The organism is Hydrogenimonas urashimensis (genome assembly GCF_016593255.1).
In the GTDB taxonomy this organism is placed as follows: domain Bacteria; phylum Campylobacterota; class Campylobacteria; order Campylobacterales; family Hydrogenimonadaceae; genus Hydrogenimonas; species Hydrogenimonas urashimensis.
On record NZ_AP023212.1, the window covers coordinates 44,014 to 68,465 of the forward strand.

Consider the following 24,452-nt stretch of genomic DNA (forward strand, 5'->3'; position numbering starts at 1 on the left):
ACGGATGAGGAGTATGGCATGCAACATGTTTTTATCGGCTTGCTCGGTGTCGTCGCTCTGCTGACGGTCGCATTTCTCTTTTCCAGCAATCGCAAGGCGATCAACCCACGAACGATTTTGGGTGCGTTGGCGTTGCAGGCGCTGGTGCCGGCGTTTGTGATCTATACCGATTCGGGTGCGGCGACGCTGCAGGCGATCAGTGACGGGGTCCAGGCGGTGATCGACAGTGCCCAGACCGGTATCGGTTTTGTCTTCGGCCCTCTGGTGGATGTGAAGAAGATCGGTTTCATTTTCGCGGTCAAGGTGCTGCCGGTCATCATCTTCTTCGCAGCGCTGATGTCGGTGCTTTATTATCTGAAGATCATGCAGGTGGTTATCAAGGTGATGGGAGGCGGCCTGCAGAAGCTGCTCAAAACCTCGCCCGTCGAATCCCTATCGGCGGCCGCCAACATTTTCGTCGGCCAGACCGAAGCGCCCCTGGTGGTCAAGCCTTATCTTCCGACGATGACGAAATCGGAACTCTTCGCCATCATGTCGGGCGGGCTCGCTTCCGTCGCCGGAGCGGTGCTGGCCGGATACGCCACCATGGGCATTCCCTTGAACTATCTGATCGCAGCCTCCTTCATGGCCGCACCCGGCGGGCTGTTGATGGCCAAAATGTTAGAACCCGAAACCGATACCCCCAGGACGGATCTGGAATCCAAAATCGTCGAAGAGCAGGAGAAGGAGACGGAGGCGGTCAACGTCATAGACGCGGCCGCCATCGGTGCGTCGGACGGGCTGAAGCTCGCGGCCAATGTCGGCGCCATGCTGATCGCCTTCGTCGCGCTGATCGCCCTGCTGAACATGATGGTGGGGGGCATCGGCGGTATGTTCGGCCTGGAAAACCTGACGATCCAGCAGATGCTGGGGTACCTCTTCGCCCCCGTCGCCTTTATTCTCGGCGTGCCGTGGGAGCATGCGACCGATGTGGGCTCGCTGCTTGGTATCAAACTCATCATCAACGAATTCGTCGCCTATATCGATCTGGTGAAGATGAAAGAGAGCCTCGACGTGCACTCTTTCGCCATCGCGACGGTGGCGCTCTGCGGTTTCGCCAACCTCTCCTCGCTCGCCATTCTTTTGGGGGGCCTGGGGGTCATCGCCCCGGGCAGACGGGGTGATATCGCCCGTATGGGAATGAAAGCGATTCTGGCGGGAACGCTTTCCAATTTCATGAGTGCCACGCTGGTGGGTATATTTGTCGCGATCAAAATGCTCTAAGGAAACCCCAATGCAAGATCCGCAAACGGCGGCGAAAACCGCTTTGGTCCTGATGGACCTGACATCTCTTAACGACGACGATACCAAAGAAGTGATCGTCCAACTCTGCCATGACGCCCACACCCCCGCGGGCGATACGGCGGCGGTCTGCATCTATCCCCGGTTCGTTCCCATCGCCAAAAAGACGCTAATAGAGCAGGGGACACCCCGCATCAGCGTGGCGACGGTCACCAATTTCCCGTGGGGGGACGATGACATCGACATCGCCGTGGCGGAAACCAAAGCCGCCATCGCCTACGGTGCCGACGAGGTGGATGTGGTCTTTCCCTACCGGGCGTTGATGGCGGGAGACGAGCGGGTCGGCTTCGACCTGGTCAAAGCGTGCCGGATGGCGTGCGGAGACGGGGTGAAACTGAAAGTCATTCTGGAGACGGGGGAGCTGAAAGAGTCTGAGCTGATCGCCAAAGCTTCCCGCATCGCCATCGATGCGGGCGCGCATTTCATCAAGACCTCCACCGGCAAAGTGCCCGTCAACGCCACCCTCGAAGCGGCGGAGGTGATGCTGACTATCATCAAAGAGGTCAATCCCGGTGTAGGGTTCAAGGCTGCAGGCGGTATCCGGGACGTCAAAAGTGCCAAAGCCTATCTGGAGTTGGCGGAGCGGGTCATGGGCCCGGGCTGGATATCCAAAGAGCATTTCCGTTTCGGGGCTTCGGGACTTTTGAAGAGTATTCTGGAGACGCTGGGTTTGGCCAGTGCCGATGAAGAGAAGAGGGAAGGGGAGGTTTACTGATGAGACGCACGATTATACTGCTGCTGGACTCCTTCGGAATCGGCGGGGCCGAAGATGCCTGCCGATTCCGAGATGTGACGAAGGAGGGTCGGCCCTTCAACGACGACGGGGCCAATACCCTGGGCAACATCGCCGCCTTCTGCAACGCGGGACTGGCGGAGGAGGGGCGCACCGGGGCTTTGAAACTGCCCCATCTCAACCGGCTGGGTCTGGGATTCGCCGCCAAAGAGAGTTGCGGCGGATGCTACCCCGAGGGGCTTAATGAAGATGTGGTGCCCGAAGGGGCGTACGGATACGCGTCGGAAGTCTCCACCGGCAAGGACACCTCCAGCGGCCACTGGGAGATGATGGGCGCCCCCGTGACCTTCAAATGGGGCTATTTCCGCAAAAAAACCGACTCCTTCCCGCCCGAACTGATCGAAGCGTTCATCAAAGAGGCGAAAGTACCGGGGATTCTGGGCAACTGCCAGGCGTCGGGAACGCAGATTATCGAAAAATATGGCATGGAACATATAAAAACCGGCAAGCCTATCGTCTACACCTCCGCCGACAGCGTTTTCCAGATAGCCGCTCACGAAGAGCACTTCGGCCTCGAGCGGCTATACGAGATATGTGAAATCGCCAGAAAACTGGTGGACCGGTACAATGTGGCCCGGGTCATCGCCCGCCCTTTCGTGGGCGAGTCGCCCCAAACCTTCAAGCGCACCGGCAACCGTCACGACTACTCCGTCAAACCGCCGGCGAAAACCCTGCTGGACGAAATGAAAGAGGCGGGCAAAGAGGTGGTGAGCGTGGGCAAGATCAAGGATATCTTCGCCGGTTGCGGCATCACACGCGCCTACCGCGCCAACGGGATCGAGGAGCTCTTCGACACGACGCTGGAGGCGGTGAAGTCGCTAAAGGATGATGGCATCGTCTTTACCAACTTCGTCAATTTCGACGCCGACTACGGCCATAGGCGCAACATCTCCGGCTACGCCAGGGAGCTGGAGTATTTTGACAGCCGGCTGCCGGAGATGATGGCACTGTTGAATGAAGAGGATCTGCTGGTGGTGACCGCCGACCACGGATGCGACCCGACCTGGTGGGGCACCGACCATACCAGAGAGCACATCCCCGTGCTCTTCTACGGCAAAAAGGTGCGCCCCGTCAACCTGGGGCACCGTTACACCTTCGCCGATATCGGTCAGACCATCGCCGAGCATCACGGCATGAAGCCGCTGTTGGTAGGCAAGAGTTTTTATCAGGAAATTTACAGAAGCTAAAGGAGAAGTTATGCCAACCCCCCATATCAACGCACAACCGGACGATTTCGCCGAAACGGTGCTGCTGCCCGGAGATCCCCTTCGGGCCAAATTCATCGCCGAAACCTTCATGGAGGATGCCAAACTGGTCACCGACGTGCGCAACATGTTCGGGTTTACCGGCACCTACAAAGGCAAACGGGTCTCGGTGATGGGAAGCGGCATGGGTATTCCCTCCGCCTCCATCTACGCCACCGAACTCATCACCGAATATGGCGTGAAGCAAATCATTCGGGTAGGCACCTGCGGCGCGGTGAGCCGGGATATCGAGGTGCTGGATGTCATCATCGGTATGGGCGCCTCTACCGATTCCAAGGTCAACCGGATGCGATTCAACGGCCACGATTTCGCCGCCATCTGCGACTACGAACTGCTGCGAAAGGCGGTGGACACCGCCAAGGCCAAAGGGATCGACACGAAGGTGGGCAACATCTACTCCGCTGACCTCTTCTATACGCCCCAACCGGAGATGTTCGATCTGATGGAGAAGCTGAACATTCTGGGGGTGGATATGGAGGCGGCAGGCCTCTACGGTGTGGCGGCGGAGTTCGGCGCCAAGGCTCTGACCATCCTCACCGTCTCCGACCATATCCGCACCGGTGTCAAAACCACCTCCGAAGAGCGGCAGACCAAGTTCAACGCGATGATGGAGATTGCCCTGGATGTGGCCGTTTCATAGGTTGATGATTATGAATAAAAGGAAAAGATGGATCGTCACGCTCTTTTTGGGGTCGCTGTTGATGGCGGGACCATCGCTGTGGGCGAAAGAGGCTTCGGAAGCCCAGGCGGAGATCGCCGCTTACAAAAGTGAGGGAGAGCAGGAGGCCTCAAAGCCCTGGTACAAACCCGATTTTACCTGGAACGACGTCAACATCAACTATCTCGACTGGAGCGACGGAAGCGAACGCCGGGGGGCAGGTAACTACGACGATTTCCCCTATATTGAACTGGAAGGGGGAGCCGGTTGGGGGTGGGGTGAATTTTACTTTTTCACCGACTGGGAGAATCCGGGCAAAGGATTCGATGCCGATAAGGCGCCCAGGGACAGCCGATGGGTCATCAAGCCGATTCTCGATATCAATATTCCCAAAGCAAAAGGGTGGATGAAGAATGTGCAGCTGCATATTCAAGACTACTATCTCTATGGCAAGACTTTCCATGTCAACAATCTGGTGATCGGATTGGCTTACAAATATATAAGCGACAACTTTTTTATGCGCCCTTTCGTGGGCCTCCACTACATGCACGACTCTTTCCACGAATCGCTTTGGAACGGTTATATGGGGGGATGGGTCTTCAACTACGATTTTAGGCTCTTCAACCAAAAATTCTCCCTCTCCAACTGGCACGAATTCGAGTGGGACCGGGATGAATCGACCTATCTCAACCCGGACGGCTCTAGGCAGCCCTTTGGAGACCGCTCATCCTGGGGCGTGCAGGGGGCACTGGCTGCCTGGTGGCATGTGAATGAACATTTTTCCGGAGGCGTTCAGTACCGGTATGCGTGGCACAAACTGGGCTCCTACGACTATCTAACAGGTGTGATTTACACTTTGAAATATAACTTCTAACTTCAGTTCTAAAAGGATCGATATGCTGCTTCCCCAGGAGATTATCCGCAAAAAGAGAGACGGCGGCGAACTGAGCCGGGAGGAGATCGCCTTTTTCGTCAAAGGAATCACGGACGGGAACGTGAGCGAGGGGCAGATCGCGGCGTTTGCCATGGCGGTCTATTTCAATGGGATGACGATGAAGGAGCGTATCGCCCTGACCGAGGCGATGCGCGACAGCGGCGAAGTGCTGGAGTGGCGAAGTCTGGGGCTGGACGGGCCGGTGCTCGACAAACACTCCACCGGCGGGGTCGGCGACGTGGTCTCTTTGATGCTGGGGCCCATGGTGGCTGCCTGCGGCGGATACGTGCCGATGATATCAGGACACGGACTGGGTCATACGGGTGGCACGCTGGACAAGTTCGACGCGATACCGGGGTACGACACGGCACCCAACAATGCACTTTTCAGAAAGGTGGTCAAAGAGGTGGGTGTCGCCATCATCGGCCAGACCGGCAACCTGGCGCCGGCGGACAGGCGCTTCTACGCCATCCGGGACGTGACGGCGACGGTGGAGTCGATTCCCCTCATTACCGCATCCATCCTCTCCAAAAAACTGGCGGCGGGGCTGGCGGTGTTGGTGATGGATGTCAAAGCGGGCAGCGGCGCCTTCATGCCCACCTTCGAAAAGTCCGTGGAGTTGGCCGAAAGCATCGTGGAGGTGGCCAACGGGGCGGGGTGCCGGACGTCCGCGCTGATCACCAACATGGACCAAGTGCTCGCAAGCAGCGCCGGCAACGCGGTGGAGGTGCGCGAAGCGGTTCGGTACCTAAGAGGCGATAAGCGCAACCCCAGGCTTCATGAAGTGACGATGGCGCTGTGTGCCGAGATGCTGCTTTTGGGCAAACTGGCATCCTCGGAAGAGGAGGCCCGGCGGAAACTTCAGACTGTCCTCGACAACGGGGAAGCGGCGGAGCGTTTCGCACACATGGTTTCGGCCCTGGGCGGCCCGGCCGATTTCATGGATCGTTACGACGACTATCTGGAACGTGCGCCCATCGTACGCCCCATCTATCCCGAAAAGGAGGGGGTCGTGGAGGCGATGGACACCCGCGCCGTGGGCCTTGCCGTCGTCGCCTTGGGAGGCGGAAGAACCCGGCCGAGCGATCCCATCGACTACGCCGTGGGTTTTAGTGATTTCGCCGCCCTGGGAGAGCGGGTCGATGGCCAAAGGCCCCTGGCCGTCGCCCATGTGCGCAGCGAAGCGCAATTTAAAGAGGCGCAAAGGCGTATTCGCCAGGCGGTGCAGGTTGGAGAAAGTACCCCAGAACCCAAACCGATGATTCTAAAAAAGATTGCTAAGGAGTGATGATGCAAATCGACTGGATCGAATGGCTAGGATATCTCGCCTCCGTCGTCATTTTGATCTCCCTGACGATGGCTTCCATCGTCAAACTGCGCTGGATCAACCTGGTAGGCGCCCTTCTTTATACGATATACGGGCTGCTGATTCACTCCATTCCCGTCGCTTTCTTGAATTTTGGTATCGTGCTCATCAATATCTACTATCTCTATATTTTCTATACGGCCAGAGAGAAATTCACGGTAGTCGCGGCCGACATCGATTCGGAACTTTTCAATCACTTTCTGCAGACCTACCGGGAAGAGATCGAGAAACTGGTCTCCATCGAGATACTGAAACAGTGCCAAAAGGCGCTCTACCAGCTTCGTAACAATGAAATAGCCGGGATTATTGCGGGAGACCGTTTTGGCGACATTCTTGATATCAAGCTCGATTTCGTATTTCCCCGCTACCGGGACTACAAACTGGGCGAATACTTTTTTGTTAAACATCCAGAGCTTTTCAGGGAACGGGGGATCAAAAAAATTTTTGCCCATGCCAGAAGCGAAGAATACGCCCGATACCTTGAGCGCATAGGCTTTAGGAAAGTTCCCGATTCCACCGATACATACGAGAAGGTGCTGTGAACCATTTTGACCGCCTTCGGGAGCTTATAGACAACTGTTATGCCCCCTACAGCAAATTTCGTGTGGCTTCTATCGCGGTTTTGGAAGATGACAGAACGTATGGGGGCGTCAATGTGGAATCGGTGGCCTATCCGACAACGATGTGTGCCGAACGCAATGCCATATTTCATAGTGTAACGGAAGGTGCGAAACCCGGGGATATCGCCGAAGTGCATATCCTGGCGGTGAACGGGGAAGGGGAGTGTGTCAAAGCCTATCCCTGCGGCGCCTGCCGTCAGGTGATTGCCGAACTCTCTCGCAATGCCGCCAAAATTCATATCTACCGCTCCCGAGAGGATGTTACGGTACACTCCATTGCCGATCTGCTTCCCCACGCTTTTGATTCACTGGAATGAGATGCCGCGTTACCGACTATTCGAAAAGATGGAAGGGAAAGGTGAAAGTGCGTTTGATGATGTTAAGAGGTGCCGTCACGATGTCTTTCGCCGCGCTGGTACGGACGGTCGGATCGTCCAGCGATCCTTCGACCAAGAGACCTATGGAGATGGTCCCGTCTTTCCCGAAAAGAATATAGCCGGCCACCGGAATCTTGTGCATTGTCTTGCTGATGGTTTCTAAAAATTTGATCCGCATTTTTACATCGATTCGCCGACTCTCAAGATCGATGAAACCTTTGCCGAAAATATTGGCGCTTTCGCCCTTGATATCGATCTGTTCGAAATGGAAGCGCGGTGCCTTGTAACGGTATTTGACAATACCTTTTTCGATCTTGAAACCCCGGTTGCTGAATCCCGGATTTTTCAGCATCAAAATGGCGGGAACGGAGTTCAGTACCGCCAGAATGTTGTTGTAGACAGCGTTTTTCGCCCACAGGGTGTCCTTGAAAACGACGGTTCCGTTGAAATCGTCGATCTTCCCAACGGCATCGAAGTCGAAATAGCCACCGTAAAGATTCTTAAAGGCGGGAATCCCGTGCATCACTCTGTCGGGCAAGTTTTTTCCTATGACCTTGATATCGTCGTTGTAGATAATGGCGTTGATATGTCCGCTTCCATGGGTCGACTCGAAAAGGAGGGAGAAAGGATGCGCCGTTGTTATTTTAAGATCGAAGGTGTCGCACGGCAGATAGGCAAAGCGCGTATAGAGGGTACTCTCCCCGGCATGTACATGGATGACTCGGGAGGCGGCTGAATTCTTCAATCCGGCGGCGGAACTTTTCAGATAGGGGTCGATGAGCTTTTGTACTCCGGTAATGTTCACATCGATTTTGTCCATGTCGATCGTTGTCGTTTCCCCTTGCTGGACCAGCGTGATTTTGTCGTTGATCTTAACGATACTCTTGCGGGGTGTATGATGAATGTCGATATCCAATTGTTCGATGGGCGTATGCCGGTAGCTGAGTATATCGTTCGGATAGATCACTTTTCCTCGAATGTCGGTTTTTCCCTTTTTGTAAAGAAGGTGGATGTATCCATTTTTTAGAGGTTTGAGAGGCCCAAGCAGATAAGGCTTGTATGTTTCGAGATTCGTGGCCGAAACGCGGAGTAGTCCGCCGGGACGGTATCTGAATTTCGTTTTCAGGTCCGGGATATCGAAAAGGATATCCTCTTTGAACGCCATCATGACCTGCAGGGGTTTGTTCTCCATCTTAAATAGGTTTACGCCTTTGGAAGTTGTATAGCGCAGCTTTTCGATAGTCGACTGGAAGCTCCCCTCTCTGGCGGAAAGATCGATGGTGCCCCGGAATTTCGCTTCGAGATAGGGTTTCATGGTGATGCGGCAGTGTTCGATGGTGACGGTTTTGTTCCGGGAAACCACATGCAGATCGCGAACCGGCACCGGTATCGCATTGTCGAAGAGCAGTTCGGCGCTTTCGCTTCTGTAATCTCCTTTGTATGAGACAATACGGCCGTCGGTCAGAGAGACGGTAAAATCGACGATGGCATCCACGATCCCTCTTGTCTGTACGAAAGGGATAGGAATGCCGTATGTTTCAAGAATTTTACGAACCGATTCGTCGAATCTGTCTTGTACCACGATATGGGCATCGAGCTCGGGTTTTTTCCCGGAGGGGATGAGATTGCGTATCCGGACACGGCTGCCGTCGAGTTTTTTCTTTCGATAGCGCGGGTGGTGAAGTTTGAAGCCCAATGTGTTGTGGCGAAAACTCACATCGATGCGGGGTGTTCTGACAGGGGGCAGGTCGGGATGGAAATGGATTTGAGCATCGTAAGCGGTGGCGTACCCCTCCATTTTCGTTGGATCGATGATGATGGATCCATCCTTTTTGAGGGTCAACTCCCCTTTGAGATAGTGGAGAATGTATTGTTTCGCTGGGATTTTCGGATAGATCCATACTTTGACAGGTTCAGGCGGAGCGAGATAGTCCACGAGCGGCTTGATCGAGTCGGCCATGTCGCTGTTGACGATGAAACGGACGGTATCGTCACTGTGCCACACAAGGAAGTTGCCCCGAAGCCCAAGGCCGTCGAATTTGCCTTCCCCTTTCCAGATGCCGTTGCTCCCGTCGTACGCAAAGCGTCCCTTTAAGGAAAGATCGGGCTGGATGAAATAGAGGGTGGCAATTTTTGCGAAAAGGATCTTCCGCCTGGAATCGTAATAGATTTTCGTCGCGAGCTGGAGTTTGTCGGTCTCTACATAAAAGATATCGTCATAGAAGAGAAGATGGACAGTCTCCTTGCCGACGATGAGGTCGTTGATCTGTATCGTGTCGAAAAAGTGGGGAAGATAACGCAGAAGATCGCCGATTTTCTCCATCTCCTGCAGTGAATTGCGGTTTCCGGACGCACCTTCCATCGTTACACGATCGATTTCGATGATGAGTTTTTTATCTAATTTGATGTAAAATTCGCTTATTTTGAGACCGGGAAGATCGATGTGGGGGATCTTTACACCATGAGCAAGGACAACGGCCAGCACAATGAACAGAAAAAGTATAGTGAAAACGATTTTCAAAAGTGCAGAGTGGACTATTTTCGCTGTCGTTGTTATCATCGTTTCACTTGCGTTTTATCTTGTTCAGCCGGTAAAAAGCAATCGGGTACTCTTTCTTCCTGCCGGCACAGGGGCTACGATTATAGCATATCTGCATCGCAGCGGCATCGATGCCAACGGGCTCGACCGTTACCTGCTGCGTTTTTTCGGCTATCCCCAGCAGGGTTGGATCGATATCGGGACCACGTGTCTGACAAAAGCCGATTTTCTCTATCGGCTGACCCATGCCAAAGCGGCGATGACGAAAGTGAAACTGATCCCTGGCGAGACACGCGTCATTTTTTTCGATCAGTTGGCGCGGACACTGAAACTGGACCCAAAAAAGCTAGATAACGCCTACCGCAGGTACGCTCCCTATCCCGACGGCGTCATATGGCCCGATACCTATTTCGTGCCCATGGGAATTACCGAGGAACATCTCGTCTATCATCTGATCAAACGGTCGATGGCACGTCACGAAAGACTTTCGAAAAAGTTTTTCGGTACCTACAATGAGAAAAAATGGTTTCGATACGTAACGATTGCCTCGATTATTCAGAAAGAAGCGGCCGATACCAGGGAGATGCCGCTCGTTTCGGCTGTAATTTACAACCGTATGAAAAAGGGGATGCCGCTTCAGATGGACGGCGCTCTCAATTATGGCAAATATTCCCATGTCAAAGTGACGAAACGCCGAATTGATGAAGATATGAGCCGCTTCAACACCTATAAATATACCGGTCTGCCCCCCTCCCCGGTCGGCAGTGTCTCTCTCGATGCCATCAAGGCGGCCATCAAACCGGCGAATGTGGATTATCTCTATTTCGTCAAAGGAAAGAATGGAAAACATATTTTTACGAAGCGTTACAAAACGCATCTTAGAAACATCAAAAGTGTGAATAAATGAAACATACATGATCCTAATTTTTTCGATTGCCTGCTATTTATAAGTTACTAACCGATTGGTTGATAATATAAAGATTACAAACAACCAAAAGCAAGGAGAAAGCATGGCATCCAATCCGACCATCATCTGGTCCAAAATCGACGAGGCGCCAGCATTGGCTACCTATTCGCTCTATCCCGTCGTCAAGAAGTTCGTTTCCAAAGCGGGTGTCGACGTGAAACTGAGCGACATCTCCCTGGCCGGCCGCGTGCTTGCCGCCATGGGCAAAGCGGAGGATGAACTGGCCAAACTGGGCGAACTGGTCCACAAGCCGGAAGCCAATATCATCAAACTGCCCAATATTTCCGCTTCCGTTACCCAGCTCAAAGAGTGCATCGCCGAACTGCAGGCGCACGGTCACGACATTCCCGACTATCCCGAAAATCCCCAGACCGAAGAGGAGAAGCAGATTGCCGCCAAATACGCCACCTGCCTCGGCTCCGCGGTCAACCCGGTGCTTCGGGAAGGCAACTCCGACCGCCGCTCCGCCCTGGCGGTCAAACGGTATGCCCAGAAAAATCCCCACCGCCTGAAGCCTTTCGCCGAAGATTGCCAAGCCCGCGTCGCCCACATGGACGGTGACGGCGACTTCTATTCCAACGAGCAGTCCGTCATTATCCCCAAAGCGCAGACCGTCTCCATCAAGCTCAATGGCAAAACCCTCAAAGAGATCGAAGCCGAAACCGACGAGGTGCTGGATGCCACCTTCATGTCCGCCAAAAAACTCCGTGCCTTCTATGAAAAGACGATCGAAGAAGCCAAAGAGAAAGATCTCATCTGGTCTTTGCACCTCAAAGCGACGATGATGAAAATCTCCGATCCCATCATGTTTGGCCATGCTGTCGAAATCTTCTTTAAAGAGCTTTTCGAAAAGCATGGTGATCTCTTCAAAGAGCTGGGATACAACCCCAACCTGGGTCTTGGCGATCTCTTCGGGCGCCTGGAGAAAGCGGGCCGAAACGATGTAATCGAAGAGTTCAAGCAGGCTATTTTGAACAAAAAACCCGACCTGGCCATGAGCGACAGCGACAATCTCATCACCAACCTCCACGCCTCCAACCTGGTCATCGTCGACGCTTCCATGCCGGTCGTCATTCGTGAAGGAGGCAAGCAGTGGGACAAAAACGGCGACGCCCGTGAAACCCTGGCGGTCATCCCCGACAGCAGCTACGGCCGTTTCTATGAAGCGATGATGGAAGACTGCAAGAAGAACGGCCAGTTCGACGTCACGACCATGGGACGTGTCTCCAACGTGGGTCTGATGGCGAAAAAAGCCGAAGAGTACGGCTCCCACCCCACCACCTTTGAAGTGGCCGAAGACGGAGTCATGGAAGTGGTCTCCGAAAGCGGCGAAGTGCTGATGAAGCACGAAGTGGAAAAAGGGGATATCTGGCGACTGGTGCGTGCCAAAGACGAAGCGATCCGCGACTGGGTTCGCCTGGCGGTCGAGCGTGCCCGCATCGAAGGCGTACCTGCCGTCTTCTGGCTCGACAAGAAGCGTGCCCACGACGCCAATATGATCCAGCTGGTCGAAAAATATCTCAAAGAACATGACACGACCGGCCTGGAATTGCCCATCATGGATGTGGAAACCGCAACCTACTTCACCAACGAGCGCGCCCGTGCGGGTCTGGATACCATCTCCGTCACCGGTAACGTCCTGCGGGATTACCTGACCGACATGTACCCGATTCTGGAGCTCGGAACGTCGGCGAAGATGCTCTCCATCGTACCGCTGCTGGCGGGCGGCGGCCTTTTTGAAACCGGTGCCGGGGGCTCCGCGCCCAAGCATGTGGACCAGTTCCTCAAAGAGGGGCACCTGCGCTGGGACAGCCTGGGTGAGTTCCTGGCCCTGGCCGAATCGCTTCGCATGGAGTATATGAAATCCGAAGACGAGCGGATCGGTGTCATGGCCGACACCCTCGACAAAGCCAACGAAGGGTATCTGGAAAACGACAAGGCTCCCAGCCGAAAATGCTGCGAACCCGACAACAAAGCTTCCCACTACTGGCTGGCACGCTACTGGGCGGAAGCTCTGAGCACACAGACCGCGGACAAAGAGCTGGCTGACACCTTCACGCCGATAGCCGAAGCGCTTATCAAAAACGAAGAGAAGATTCTCGAAGAGTTGCTAGCCAGCGAAGGCAGCTCCAAAGATATCGGAGGTTATTACGATCCTGACGATATCAAGGCAGAAAAGGCTATGCGTCCGAGCACGACATTCAACGATATTATCGATTCCATCGCGTGATTTTCCCGCACCTTCGGGTGCGGCAAGATAGGTGAGTAAAACTTTGAAACTGATGTTGCGCAGTATACATCAGTTTGAAAGATTGAAGTTTTATTCGTTTATCTTCCGGAATTATCAAACTGAAAGTCTCCCTGATCGGCAGGCTGAAGAAAAACTAAAATTAAGGATTGCCAATGGGAAAAGGAAAACGAGTCGGTATCGTCGGAGCCGGAAATGTCGGTTCGACAGCCGCGTTTATTCTTGCCATGAATGGTTCGTGCCATGAAATCATACTCAGAGACAACAAAATAGATATTGCGAAAGGAAAGGCGCTTGACATGAGCCAGGCCGCCGCCGCTGCGCGCAGCCATACGATCGTCTCGGTCGCCGAAGAGCCCCATCAGCTCAAGGATTGCGACGTCGTCGTCGTTACTGCCGGCAGTCCGAGACTACCTGGGATGAGCAGGGATGACCTGCTCATGACGAATGCCGAAATCACCCGTGAAGTTGTCAACGATATCAAAACCTACTCTCCCAATGCCATCATCATTATGGTTTCCAATCCCCTGGATGCGATGACCTATGTGGCTTTGCGGGAGAGCGGCTTCGAGCGGCATCGCGTTTTGGGCATGGCAGGAATTCTTGACAGTTCCAGAATGGCCTATTTCATCCAGGAGAAACTGGGATACGGTGCCGGTCAGATCCGGGCGTCTGTGATGGGCGGTCACGGTGACGACATGGTGCCGCTTCCCCGCTACTCCACCGTTGCCGGCGTGCCCCTCAACGATCTTCTGACGGATGAAGAGATCGACGAGATTGTCGAGCGGACCAAACATGGCGGTGCGGAAATCGTCAACTATCTCAAGACAGGTTCCGCCTATTATGCGCCGGGTAAGTCTGCGGTGATCATGGTCGAGGCGATACTCAAAGACACGAAGCAGATCTATCCCTGTGCCGTCTATCTGGATGGCGAATACGGATACAGCGACGTGGTCAGCGGTGTTCCTGTCAGCATCGGTGCCGACGGTGCCGAGGAGATCATCAATATCTCGCTCAATGCCTGCGAGCGGAAAATGTTCAAAAAATCGGTTGAGTCTGTCAGGGAACTGATCGATACACTCGAGAAAAACAACTTTTTTGGAGAGAAACGATGAGAGAAATTGCCTACGAAGATATCGTCAAAGCGGTCAAGAACATGGTCATTCATACGGCCACGAATCTGCCGGAGGATGCGCTGAAAAAACTCAAGGAGGCGCATGAGAAAGAAAAAAGCCCGGTGGCCAAGAAAGTTTTGGAGCAGCTTCTCGAAAACGCGGAGATCGCGCGAACTGAGAAACGCCCCCTCTGCCAGGATACGGGTCTTGCGGTCTATTTCGTCAAGGTGGGACAGGATGTGCATGTAACCGGCGGCACCCTGACCGATGCGATCAACAAGGGAACGGAAGAGGGATACATCGAAGGGTATCTGCGCGCTTCCACGTGCGACTGTTTTACCCGCGCCAATCTCAAAGACGTGATCGGCTACAATCTTCCCGCCGTCATCCATTACGATATTGTCGAAGGGGACAAAATCGAGATCGAATACGCCGCCAAAGGGGGCGGAAGCGAAAATGTCAGCCGCGCCCGTGTATTGGCACCGGCACAGGGGCCGCAGGGTGTCATCGATTTCGTCAAGGAGGTCATCTCCGAAGCGGGCCCGAATCCCTGTCCTCCGATCATCGTCGGTGTCGGAATCGGCGGTACGTTCGAAAAAGCGGCGGTTGCGAGCAAGTATGCGCTCTTCCGTGAAGCGGGCAAACCCCATCCGGATCCGGAGGTGGCCGAGTTCGAAAAAGAGCTTCTCTACGAGCTCAATAAACTGGGGATTGGTGCCATGGGAATGGGCGGTACGGAAACGGTATTGGCTGTCCATGTCGAAAAAAATCCGTGCCATATCGCCAGCCTTCCGGTCAGCGTCAATGTCCAGTGCCACAGCAGCCGACACAATCACGTAACGATTTAAGGATTTGCCATGAGTCAAGTACACTATCTTACCACACCGCTTACAGACGAAGATATCATGAACCTCAAAGCCGGGGATATCGTCTATCTTTCCGGCACGATCTTTACAGCCCGAGACGCGGCGCACAAACGCCTTGTCGATCTGATTGAGAACAAAGAGGAACTTCCCTTTCCTTTGCAGGGCGCCGTCATCTATTTTGTCGGACCGACTCCGCCCAAGCCGGGTGAACCGATCGGAAGCGCCGGGCCGACGACCAGCTACCGTATGGACAGCTACTCGCCGACACTCATCAAATACGGTCTGAAAGGAATGATCGGAAAAGGGAAACGCAACCAGGCGGTCAAAGACGCCTGTAAAGAGTACAAGGCGGTCTATTTCGGTGCGACAGGGGGTGCCGGTGCGCTTCTTGGCAAGCTGATCAAAGAGGCGGAAGTGATCGCCTACGAAGAGCTCGGACCCGAGGCGATCCGCATGCTCAAAGTCGAAAATTTTCCGGTGACAGTCATCAACGACGCCTATGGGAACGACCTTTATGAAGAGGGTCGCAAGAAGTACGAAGTCAAAGACTGAAAATCTAAACGAAAGGGATTAACATGAACATTCATGAGTATCAGGCGAAAGAGATTTTTCGTGAGTATGGCGTTCCGGTGCCGCGCGGACAGGTTGCGTTCAGCGTCGACGAAGCGGTGGAAGTGGCCAAGAATCTGGGTGGCAACATCTGGGTCGTCAAAGCGCAGATTCATGCCGGCGGCCGCGGCCTGGGGGGTGGTGTGAAACTCGCCAAGTCGATCGACGAGGTGCGCCACTGGGCCGATGAGATACTCGGCATGACACTGGTGACCCATCAGACCGGACCGGAAGGAAAACTGGTTCAGAAAGTCTACATCGAAGAGGGTGCGGATATCGCCAAAGAGTACTATCTTGGAATGCTTCTGGACCGTGCACTCGAAATGCCGGTCATGATGGCCTCCACCGAGGGCGGCATGGAGATCGAAAAGGTGGCTGCCGAGACACCCGAAAAGATCGTCAAGGTCCATATCGATCCGGCGATCGGATTCCAGGGATTCCACGGACGCGAGCTTGCTTTCGGTCTGGGATTGGCGAAAGAGGAGATCGGACCTTTCATCAAATTCGCCCAGGCACTCTACAAAGTCTACATGGACAAAGATGCGGAGATGATCGAGATCAATCCTCTTATCAAAACCGGGGACGGCAAATTTCTGGCACTTGATGCCAAGATGGGATTTGATGACAATGCGCTGGGCCGCCATCCGGACATTCATGAAATGCGTGACCTGAGTGAGGAAGAACCGACGGAGGTGGAAGCCAAACAGCATGGACTCAGCTACATCAAACTTGACGGGAATGTTGGATGCATGGTCAACGGCGCGGGTCTCGCGATGGCGACGATGGATATCATCAAGCACGAAGGGGGCGAACCCGCCAACTTCCTCGACGTGGGTGGCGGAGCCAACCCCGAAACGGTGGCCAAAGGATTCGAAATCATTCTCAAAGACCCCAACGTCAAAGCGATTTTTGTCAACATCTTCGGCGGGATTGTGCGCTGCGACCGTGTAGCCAACGGTATTCTCGAAGCGACGAAACTGACCGATGTCAATGTACCCGTCGTCGTGCGTCTTGATGGAACCAATGCGGAAGAGGCGGCAGAGATTCTCAAAAATGCCGGTATCAAAAACATCATTTCAGCGACCGACCTCGCAGACGGTGCGAAAAAAGCGGTCGAAGCTGCGAAGTAAAAGGAGAGTAGTATGAGTATTTTGGTCAATAAAGATACGAAAGTCATCGTCCAGGGATTTACCGGCAAAGAGGGTACCTTCCACGCTTCTCAGTGCATCGAGTACGGTACGAAAATCGTCGGTGGCGTTACGCCGGGCAAAGGGGGACAGGAACACCTCGGACAGCCGGTCTTCAATACGGTAAAGGAAGCGGTCGATGCGACGGGTGCCACAGTCTCCATGATTTTCGTTCCGCCGGCTTTTGTCGCCGATGCGGTCATGGAAGCGGCCGATGCGGGTATCGAACTTTCTGTCATCATTACCGAAGGCGCACCCGTCAAAGACATGATGTACGCCAAAGCCTATGCGACGAAAAAGGGAATGAGTACGATAGGACCCAACTGTCCGGGAGTCATCACGGCGGAAGAGTGCAAAATCGGAATCATGCCGGGTTTTATCTTCAAAAAAGGGCCCGTGGGTCTCATCTCCAAATCGGGTACGCTGACCTACGAAGCTTCCAACCAGGTGGTTAAGGAGGGGTTGGGAATCACCACGGCCGTCGGAATCGGCGGTGACCCGATCATCGGTCTTAGCTACAAACAACTCCTTCCGATGTTCGAGGCCGATCCTGAAACCGAAGCGATCGTTATGATCGGCGAGATCGGCGGGGATCTCGAGATTCAGGCAGCCGAATTCATCAAAGAGCATATCAGCAAACCGGTCGTCGCTTTCATCGCAGGTCAGACCGCTCCGAAAGGCAAGCGGATGGGACATGCAGGTGCGATCATCTCCGGCGGCAGCGGTACGGCAGCCGAAAAGATGGCGGCACTCGAAGCGGCTGGTGTCAAAGTCGTCGTTTCTCCTGCTGACATCGGCAAGGCCGTCAAAGAGGTAATGGGCAAGTAAGTTGCTTAAAACCTACGAAGTAGCCAACATACGCTGCGAAGGGTGTGCCGCCACAATAAAAAAGGCACTCTCTGGGCATTTTGGTAACAGCGTTGTCATCGACTTGAGTGTAATGCCACGAAAGGTAACAGTCGAAATCGGGGACAATGCTGAAGAAGAGATTTTAATTTCATCCTTAAGAAAACTGGGGTATCCTCAAGTCGACGATGAAATATCGAATATAGAAAGCGCGGTGATGAAAGGAAAAAGTTTCGTTTCCTGTGCTATTGGAAAATTCAATCCAACGAAGGAGAAGCAATGAGTCTGATGAAAGCACCGGAGAACACTCCGGTTTGGACCGATGAAAATCGATGCAAAGCATGCGACATCTGTGTTGCCGTATGCCCTGCGGGCGTACTGGCCATGCGTTACGATCCCCACACCATTCTGGGACAGATGATTACCGTCGTCGAGCCCGATTCCTGCATCGGATGCAACGAATGTGAACTCTCATGCCCCGATTTCGCTATTTTCGTAGCGGACAAGAAAGAGTACAAGTTCGCCAAACTGACCGAGCAGGCGAAAGAGCGCGCGAAGAAGATCGCCGAAAACAACTATATGGTTCTCGGTGCCTAACAAAGGAGAAAAAATATGAGTGACAAAAGAGAATTGATATCTTCCGGTAACGAACTTTCCGCCATTGCAGCGGTCGACGCCGGCTGTATGTTCTTCGCCGGATATCCTATTACCCCGTCGAGTGAAATCATGCATACGATTTCCGACCTCTTGCCGAAAGTTGGCGGTGCGGCCATTCAGATGGAAGATGAAATCGGCGGAGTCTGTGCCGCTATCGGTGCGGGAATGAGCGGTGTCCGATCCCTGACGGCGACATCCGGTCCCGGAATCTCCCTCAAAGCGGAGAACCTGGGCCTTGCACAGATGGCGGAAGTGCCGTTGGTGGTGGTCAACGTCATGCGTGGCGGTCCCTCCACCGGTCTGCCGACCCGTGTTGCCCAGGGCGATGTCGCGCAGGCGAAAAATCCGAGCCACGGCGACTACAAATCGATCACCCTCTGTGCCGGAACACTTGCTGAGTGTTATACGGAAGTGGTGCGCGCCTTCAACCTGGCCGACCGCTTCATGCAGCCTGTAATCGTCTTGACCGACGAAACTCTGGGCCATATGCACGGCAAAGCGATTCTTCCGAGCCTCGAAGAGGTCAAAGCCGGCATCAAGCCGCGCAAAACCTTCGACGGCCCGCCGGAAGAGTACAAGCCCTACGGTGTTGGCCAGGATGAACCGGCGGTTCTCAATCCGATGTTCAAAGGCTACCGCTACCATTTTACCGGCCTTCATCACGATGCCGACGGATTCCCGACCGAAGAGATCGAAACCTGCCGCAAACTGATCGACCGTCTTTTCCGAAAGGTCGACGCTCATCGCGACGAACTGGAAAGCAACGAAGAGTACATGCTTGATGATGCCGATATCCTCTTCGTCGCTTACGGTTCCGCATCACTGGCGGCCAAAGAGGCGATTCTGGAACTTCGTGAGCAGGGTATCAAGGCAGGCCTTTTCCGACCGATCACTCTCTGGCCGAGCCCGGAGGAGCGACTCTATGAACTTGGACAGAAATTCGACAAAGTCCTCTCTATCGAGCTGAACCAGGGACAGTATCTGGAAGAGATCCAGCGGGCGATGGGACGCAAAGATATCCAGAAACTGACCAAAACCAACGGCCGACCATTCTCCCCGGCAGACATTATCAACAAAGTCAAGGAGGTATTCTAATATGGCTTTCAATTACGATGAATATTTGCGTGTCAACAAGATGCCAACCCTCTGGTGCTGGGGATGCGGTGACGGCGTGATCCTGAAAGCGTTCATACGCGCCATGGACAAACTGGGCATCAACAAAGACGATATGTGTGTCGTTTCGGGAATCGGTTGTTCCGGGCGCTTCTCCTCCTATATCGACGTCAATACGGTCCATACCACCCACGGCCGAACCGTAGCCTACGCTACGGGAATCAAACTGGCCAACCCTGACAAGCATGTCGTCTGTGTCGCCGGTGACGGCGATGCGCTGGCGATCGGCGGTAACCACACCATTCACGGCTGCCGACGAAACATCGATATAACAATGATCCTTATCAACAACTTCATCTACGGCCTGACCAACTCCCAGACCTCTCCGACCACGCCCCAGGGCATGTGGACGGTGACAATGAAAAAAGGCAATATCGATCCGACATTTGATGCCTGCAAACTGGCCGAAGCATCCGGTGCCTCCTTCGTCGCCCGCGAAAAGGTGAGCGAGCCGAGAAAGCTGGAAAAAGTTTTCGTCGAAGCGCTGAAGCACAAAGGATTCTCCTTCGTCGATGTCTTCTCCAACTGCCACATCAACCTGGGTCGAAAAAACAAGATGCAGTCGGCGATGGAAAACCTCGACTGGATTGACTCTATCACGATGTCCAAAAAGAAGTGGGAAAAACTTCCGGACGAAGAGAAGAACAGTTATTTCCCGACCGGTATTCTGAAACAGGATACCGAAGTCGAAGAGTACACGAACCTCTATGGCAAATTGAAAGAGGTCTATCAGGGCAAACGTGGGCCTTTGACGCCGGAAGATTTTAAAAAATCGAGCAGTGAAGGATAAGCGATGAGTAGAATTGTCATGCGATTTACCGGAGTCGGCGGACAGGGTGTCCTGCTGGCCGGCGAGATTTTCGCCGCGGCGAAAATCAAAATGGGCGGCTACGGTGTCAAAACCGCAACCTATACTTCCCAGGTGCGCGGCGGTCCGACCGTCGTTGATATCCAGCTCGACGACAAAGAGATCTGGTACCCTTATGCCATTGACGGGCAGATCGACTTCATGCTCTCTGTCGCCGACAAAAGTTTCCAACTCTTTAAAAACGGGGTGCGCGAAGGCGGAACCATCGTGATCGATCCCAACCTGGTCTATCCGAAGGACGAGGATTACGCCAAGTGGAATATCTACGAAATTCCGATCATCACGATCGCCAAGGAAGAGGTCGGTAACGTCATTACCCAAAGTGTCGTCGCCCTGGCCATTGCCAACACCTTTACGAAGGCACTTCCGGAAGAGGCTTTGATCGAAACGATGCTCAGCAAAGTTCCGAAGAAAGTTCATGAAGCGAATCTCAAAGCGTATGAGCTTGGCAAGAAGTATGCCGAAGAGGCCATTGCCAAAGGTCCTGTGAAAAAGTAACATTTGGCCGAAGTTCTGCAGCGCCTTTGGGCGCTGCAATCTGAATAATCTTCTCTATTTTTTTTACCTCAAAAACCACTGCCTCCTTTTTGTTATAATCACTCCAAATCACGAACCTTTAACGTCTTGGAGTCTCAATGATACGAACCGCCTGTCCTCTGGACTGTTACGACGCCTGCGCCATCACCTGCGACCCGGCTCATCCCAACAAGCCGATCGCCACAGAAGCCCATCCCATGGCAAACGGGGCGCTCTGCGCCATGCTCAACCGCTACATGCACGAAACGCCACGTATCGAAAGAGCGAGAGTGGATGGCAAGGAGGTGTCGATGGAAGAGGCTCTCGATGCCATCGCGGAATCACTGAAAGCGCCAAATCCGCTGCTTTGGCGCGGTTCGGGAAACCTGGGTGTCATGCAAAATGTCACCAACCTGTTGATGAGCGGACTGGGCGGGACGCTGACTCACGGAAGCCTCTGCGACGCGGCGGGCCAGGCGGGCATTGAAGCGGGACGGGGACTGAATCGTATTTTGCCCCCCGAGCAGATCGCCAAAGCCGACGTGGTGGTTGTCTGGGGACGCAACCTGACAGTGACCAACGCTCATCTGATGCCCTTCATCGAAGGGAAAAAACTGGTTGTCATCGACCCGGTAAAAACCCCCATCGCCAAAAGGGCAGATCTGCATATCCAGCTCAAACCCCGTACCGACTTCTACCTGGCCATTATGCTCTCGCGCTTCAATATCATGGAAGATGCCCAGAACGACGAATGGCTGGAGTCGATGGAGATGGATATCGACGACTTCTACGATTTCACCCGGAGCTTTCGCATCAAAGCTATATTGGAGTATATGGGACTGAGCCTCGATCAGATGGGAGATCTTTTGCTGATGCTCCAGCAACCGAGAGTGGTCTATCTGGTGGGAAACGGTGTACAGAAATATACCATCGGCCACTATGTGCTTCAGGCCATCGACTCCCTGGCGGCGACGATGGGGCATTTTGGCAAAGAGGGGTGCGGTGTCAGTTTTCTTGGCAACAGCCGTCTGGGATTTGATGACCCTTTCAGGGTCAAAACCGATACGGTCTCCATCGTCACGACCCCGTTCGAAGCGTTTGAGACCGTGCTTGTGCAGGGAGGCAACCCCGCTGCTTCCATGCCCAACTCCCGACGAGTCGTCGAATCCTTGAAGAAGGTCGAAAACCTTATCTATTTCGGCCTTTACGAAAATGAAACAAGCGAACTGGCGCGCATCGTTCTGCCGGCCAAAACTTTTCTGGAAAAGGAGGATATACGCCTCAGTTACGGCCATCAGTATGTGATGCGGATGAACAAAGTGATCGACAGCGACATCGGTATCAGCGAGTACGATTTCACCAAAAAGATGTTCGAAAAGCTGGGGCTGGAGGGACTGGAGCCAGAAACGGTCTACCTCGACCGGTGGCTCGGCCAGTGTGAGAAGGAGGGGGAAGCCCACATCGCTCCGGGTTATGAAGAGATTCCCTACGCCGAAGGGTTTGGAGACGAGGGTGACGAACCTTTCGAATATATCGATGACTTCGACGACGATTTCGAGGATATCAAACCTCTTAGAAAATTCAGAAAAAAAGGGCTCAAAGAGGAGAAGGACATCTATCGGCTTCTGACTCCCAAATCTCCCCACTCCCTCAATACCCAGTTCAGACGGGACGACAGGGTGTACCTCCATCCTTCACTCGGATACAAAGACGAAGAGAACGTCATCGTATTTTCCGAAATCGGCGAGCATCCGTTCAGAGTCAAAACGACGGAGAAAGTACGCCCCGACTGTGTACTCATTCACGCCGGGACCTACGGCGTCAATTACCTCACGCCGGATATCGAAAGCGAGGAGGGAGACAACGCCTGTTTTCAGGAGGTCAAAGTGAAAATCCGCCGAGAGGGCGAAGAATAAGGGCACCTCCAACAATCCATGATTAAGAAAAATTTAAAAAATATGCTATAATTCCATCAGGCACGGCGGATGCTTGCATGACGCAAGTCATGAGGAAAGTCCGGGCTGCAGTGAAGCAGGGTTCCGTCTAACGGACGGCCACCGGAAGGTGAGGGACAGTGCAACAGAAAGCAGACCGCCATCCGGAAAATTGGCACACAACAAAGCGGTGCCAGCACCGCAGGCCCGCTGCCGAAGCGGACCCAGTGTCGACATAGCGAGCAGGGGCCTTACTCCTGCCGCGCAATTTTCGGATGGTAAGGGTGAAACGGTGGGGTAAGAGCCCACCAGCGCCTTGGGCAACCTTGGCGGCTATGTAAACCCAACCCGCAGCAAGAAGGGTATGGTATAAGCTTCACAACTTGGGCCCTTCGCTTGAGCGTCATGGCGACATGACGTGTAGATAAATAAGCATCCTCGACATAACCCGGCTTACAGCCGTGCCTAATAATCCCTCTTCTACACTTTAATCAATAAAATCAATAATATAAACTGATTTTAATTTGTTATTCTTTATACTGCTTTCATCTTGCATCCAAGGAATCTACAGATGAAAAAAGGCGTTTCTTTTCTTTTTGCCACGGCAATTGTCTCTTCCGTTGTCATGGCGGATCATCATGCTATCCACTGGGGCTACAGCGGCCACGGCGGGCCGGAACAGTGGGGACAGCTCTCTGACGATTACAAAATGTGCATGATCGGTAAAAACCAGTCTCCCATCGACATCCGAACCGATACTGCCTACAAAACCGAACTGCCGGCGATCCGGTTCGATTACCACACTGCGACCGAAGATGTGGTGGACAACGGCCATACCGAGCAGGTCGACATCGAGGCCGGCAGCGGCATCACGATCGACGGCATCACATTCGAGTTGAAGCAGTTTCACTTCCATACACCCAGCGAAAACCGCATCGACGGAAGATCCTTCCCGCTGGAGGCTCACTTCGTCCATGCCGATGCACACGGCAACCTGGCGGTCGTGGCGGTGATGTTCCAATACGGCAAAGCCAATCCGATTCTGGCCAAAATCTGGAGCAAAATGCCCAAACATGCGGGCAGAAAACACCATTTGAGTATGACGGCAGACGATGTCAAACATCTGCTTCCCAAAAACAGAGCCTACTACCGTTTCAACGGCTCTTTGACCACGCCGCCCTGCTCCGAGGGGGTCCGTTGGCTTATTCTCAAGCATCCGGTTACTGTCTCCAAAGCCCAGGTCCGGGAGTTCGCCAACATCATGGGAGATGCCAACAACCGTCCCGTTCAACCTCTCAATGCTCGTATTATTCTGAAGTAGGCGATGTACGACCCTTTCGATATTCCTACACGCAAAACGACGCGGCGGAAACCCTTCCGCCCCCGGTGTAAATCCTGTCGCACCAACAAATACATCGTTCCCGTCGTTTACAGTGTCGAGGTCACCAAAGAGCTTCTGAAAAAAGAGAAGAAAGGCGAACTGAAGATAGGTGGCAATGCCAGAAGCGTCGATGCGCCCAACTGGTACTGCATGCGTTGCGGGGGGAGCTTTCTGCGCTAAGTCGTAAGTCGT

24 protein-coding genes and 1 other RNA gene are annotated in these 24,452 nt (G+C 53.7%); 24 read left to right on the forward strand and 1 reads right to left on the reverse strand.

What is annotated here, in order from left to right; genetic code table 11:
* The first annotated feature begins 18 nt into the window (after positions 1-18).
* From JMG82_RS00210 to cdd, 8 genes are read left to right on the forward strand one after another with little or no spacing between them, the layout of a single operon-like run.
* Positions 19-1,263 (forward strand): NupC/NupG family nucleoside CNT transporter, encoded by a 1,245-nt coding sequence (locus JMG82_RS00210; protein WP_201352936.1) that lies wholly within the window; start codon positions 19-21, stop codon positions 1,261-1,263.
* A gap of 10 nt (positions 1,264-1,273) precedes the next feature.
* Positions 1,274-2,056 carry a deoxyribose-phosphate aldolase gene (deoC, locus tag JMG82_RS00215; protein WP_201352937.1) on the forward strand — a complete coding sequence of 261 codons (783 nt, stop codon included), beginning with the start codon at positions 1,274-1,276 and terminating at the stop codon, positions 2,054-2,056.
* Entirely contained in the window at positions 2,053-3,321 is a 1,269-nt protein-coding gene (locus JMG82_RS00220; protein WP_201354109.1) for a phosphopentomutase, read from the forward strand. Before deoC ends, JMG82_RS00220 begins: the two co-directional genes overlap by 4 nt.
* A 10-nt stretch (positions 3,322-3,331) precedes the next feature.
* Entirely contained in the window at positions 3,332-4,039 is a 708-nt protein-coding gene (gene deoD / locus JMG82_RS00225; protein WP_201352938.1) for a purine-nucleoside phosphorylase, read from the forward strand.
* 10 nt (positions 4,040-4,049) lie between these two features.
* The gene (locus JMG82_RS00230) at positions 4,050-4,931 is read left to right on the forward strand and encodes an outer membrane protein OmpK (protein WP_201352939.1); all 882 of its coding nucleotides are present in this window, start codon (positions 4,050-4,052) and stop codon (positions 4,929-4,931) included.
* Between the two features lie 22 nt (positions 4,932-4,953).
* Positions 4,954-6,279, forward strand: coding sequence for a thymidine phosphorylase (gene deoA / locus JMG82_RS00235; protein ID WP_201352940.1), 1,326 nt, complete (start codon positions 4,954-4,956; stop codon positions 6,277-6,279).
* A 2-nt stretch (positions 6,280-6,281) separates the two neighbouring features.
* Positions 6,282-6,899 carry a hypothetical protein gene (locus tag JMG82_RS00240; RefSeq protein WP_236579147.1) on the forward strand — a complete coding sequence of 206 codons (618 nt, stop codon included), beginning with the start codon at positions 6,282-6,284 and terminating at the stop codon, positions 6,897-6,899.
* On the forward strand, positions 6,896-7,294 hold the full coding sequence (gene cdd / locus JMG82_RS00245) for a cytidine deaminase (RefSeq protein WP_201352942.1): 399 nt from the start codon (positions 6,896-6,898) through the stop codon (positions 7,292-7,294). The genes JMG82_RS00240 and cdd overlap by 4 nt, the downstream gene beginning before the upstream one ends.
* A gap of 16 nt (positions 7,295-7,310) precedes the next feature.
* On the opposite strand, the gene JMG82_RS00250 is transcribed toward cdd, so the two are convergent.
* Complete coding sequence (locus tag JMG82_RS00250; RefSeq protein WP_201352943.1) at positions 7,311-9,839, reverse strand: YhdP family protein; 2,529 nt, start codon at positions 9,837-9,839, stop codon at positions 7,311-7,313.
* Between the two features lies 1 nt (position 9,840).
* On the opposite strand from JMG82_RS00250, the gene mltG reads away from it, so the two are divergent.
* The 16 genes from mltG (at position 9,841) to JMG82_RS00330 (ending at position 24,440) form a co-directional block, all read left to right on the forward strand.
* Positions 9,841-10,800 carry an endolytic transglycosylase MltG gene (mltG, locus tag JMG82_RS00255; protein ID WP_201352944.1) on the forward strand — a complete coding sequence of 320 codons (960 nt, stop codon included), beginning with the start codon at positions 9,841-9,843 and terminating at the stop codon, positions 10,798-10,800.
* Between the two features lie 103 nt (positions 10,801-10,903).
* Positions 10,904-13,090 carry an NADP-dependent isocitrate dehydrogenase gene (locus tag JMG82_RS00260; protein WP_201352945.1) on the forward strand — a complete coding sequence of 729 codons (2,187 nt, stop codon included), beginning with the start codon at positions 10,904-10,906 and terminating at the stop codon, positions 13,088-13,090.
* A gap of 173 nt (positions 13,091-13,263) precedes the next feature.
* Positions 13,264-14,223, forward strand: coding sequence for a malate dehydrogenase (gene mdh, locus JMG82_RS00265; RefSeq protein WP_201352946.1), 960 nt, complete (start codon positions 13,264-13,266; stop codon positions 14,221-14,223).
* Positions 14,220-15,071: a fumarate hydratase gene (locus tag JMG82_RS00270; RefSeq protein WP_201352947.1), complete on the forward strand. Its 852-nt coding sequence runs from the start codon at positions 14,220-14,222 to the stop codon at positions 15,069-15,071. The genes mdh and JMG82_RS00270 overlap by 4 nt, the downstream gene beginning before the upstream one ends.
* A gap of 9 nt (positions 15,072-15,080) precedes the next feature.
* Entirely contained in the window at positions 15,081-15,641 is a 561-nt protein-coding gene (locus JMG82_RS00275) for a Fe-S-containing hydro-lyase (RefSeq protein WP_201352948.1), read from the forward strand.
* Positions 15,642-15,664: 23 nt separating this feature from the next.
* A complete protein-coding gene (gene sucC, locus JMG82_RS00280) occupies positions 15,665-16,828 on the forward strand; it encodes an ADP-forming succinate--CoA ligase subunit beta (protein WP_201352949.1) in 1,164 nt (387 codons plus the stop codon).
* 12 nt (positions 16,829-16,840) lie between these two features.
* Positions 16,841-17,713: a succinate--CoA ligase subunit alpha gene (gene sucD / locus JMG82_RS00285; RefSeq protein WP_201352950.1), complete on the forward strand. Its 873-nt coding sequence runs from the start codon at positions 16,841-16,843 to the stop codon at positions 17,711-17,713.
* Between the two features lies 1 nt (position 17,714).
* Positions 17,715-18,014, forward strand: coding sequence for a heavy-metal-associated domain-containing protein (locus tag JMG82_RS00290; protein WP_201352951.1), 300 nt, complete (start codon positions 17,715-17,717; stop codon positions 18,012-18,014).
* Positions 18,011-18,328 (forward strand): 4Fe-4S dicluster domain-containing protein, encoded by a 318-nt coding sequence (locus JMG82_RS00295; protein ID WP_201352952.1) that lies wholly within the window; start codon positions 18,011-18,013, stop codon positions 18,326-18,328. Before JMG82_RS00290 ends, JMG82_RS00295 begins: the two co-directional genes overlap by 4 nt.
* 15 nt (positions 18,329-18,343) lie before the next feature.
* Positions 18,344-19,483: a 2-oxoglutarate synthase subunit alpha gene (locus tag JMG82_RS00300; protein WP_201352953.1), complete on the forward strand. Its 1,140-nt coding sequence runs from the start codon at positions 18,344-18,346 to the stop codon at positions 19,481-19,483.
* A 1-nt stretch (position 19,484) separates the two neighbouring features.
* Positions 19,485-20,351: a 2-oxoglutarate ferredoxin oxidoreductase subunit beta gene (locus tag JMG82_RS00305; protein ID WP_201352954.1), complete on the forward strand. Its 867-nt coding sequence runs from the start codon at positions 19,485-19,487 to the stop codon at positions 20,349-20,351.
* Between the two features lie 3 nt (positions 20,352-20,354).
* The gene (locus tag JMG82_RS00310) at positions 20,355-20,927 is read left to right on the forward strand and encodes a 2-oxoglutarate:acceptor oxidoreductase subunit OorC (protein WP_201352955.1); all 573 of its coding nucleotides are present in this window, start codon (positions 20,355-20,357) and stop codon (positions 20,925-20,927) included.
* 137 nt (positions 20,928-21,064) lie between these two features.
* Positions 21,065-22,861, forward strand: coding sequence for a molybdopterin-containing oxidoreductase family protein (locus tag JMG82_RS00315; protein ID WP_201352956.1), 1,797 nt, complete (start codon positions 21,065-21,067; stop codon positions 22,859-22,861).
* Between the two features lie 57 nt (positions 22,862-22,918).
* An RNA gene (rnpB, locus tag JMG82_RS00320) (RNase P RNA component class A) lies at positions 22,919-23,351 on the forward strand.
* Positions 23,352-23,450: 99 nt separating this feature from the next.
* On the forward strand, positions 23,451-24,200 hold the full coding sequence (locus JMG82_RS00325; RefSeq protein ID WP_201352957.1) for a carbonic anhydrase: 750 nt from the start codon (positions 23,451-23,453) through the stop codon (positions 24,198-24,200).
* 3 nt (positions 24,201-24,203) lie between these two features.
* Positions 24,204-24,440, forward strand: a complete 237-nt coding sequence (locus JMG82_RS00330) for a hypothetical protein (protein ID WP_201352958.1) — start codon at positions 24,204-24,206, stop codon at positions 24,438-24,440.
* Positions 24,441-24,452: the final 12 nt, after the last annotated feature.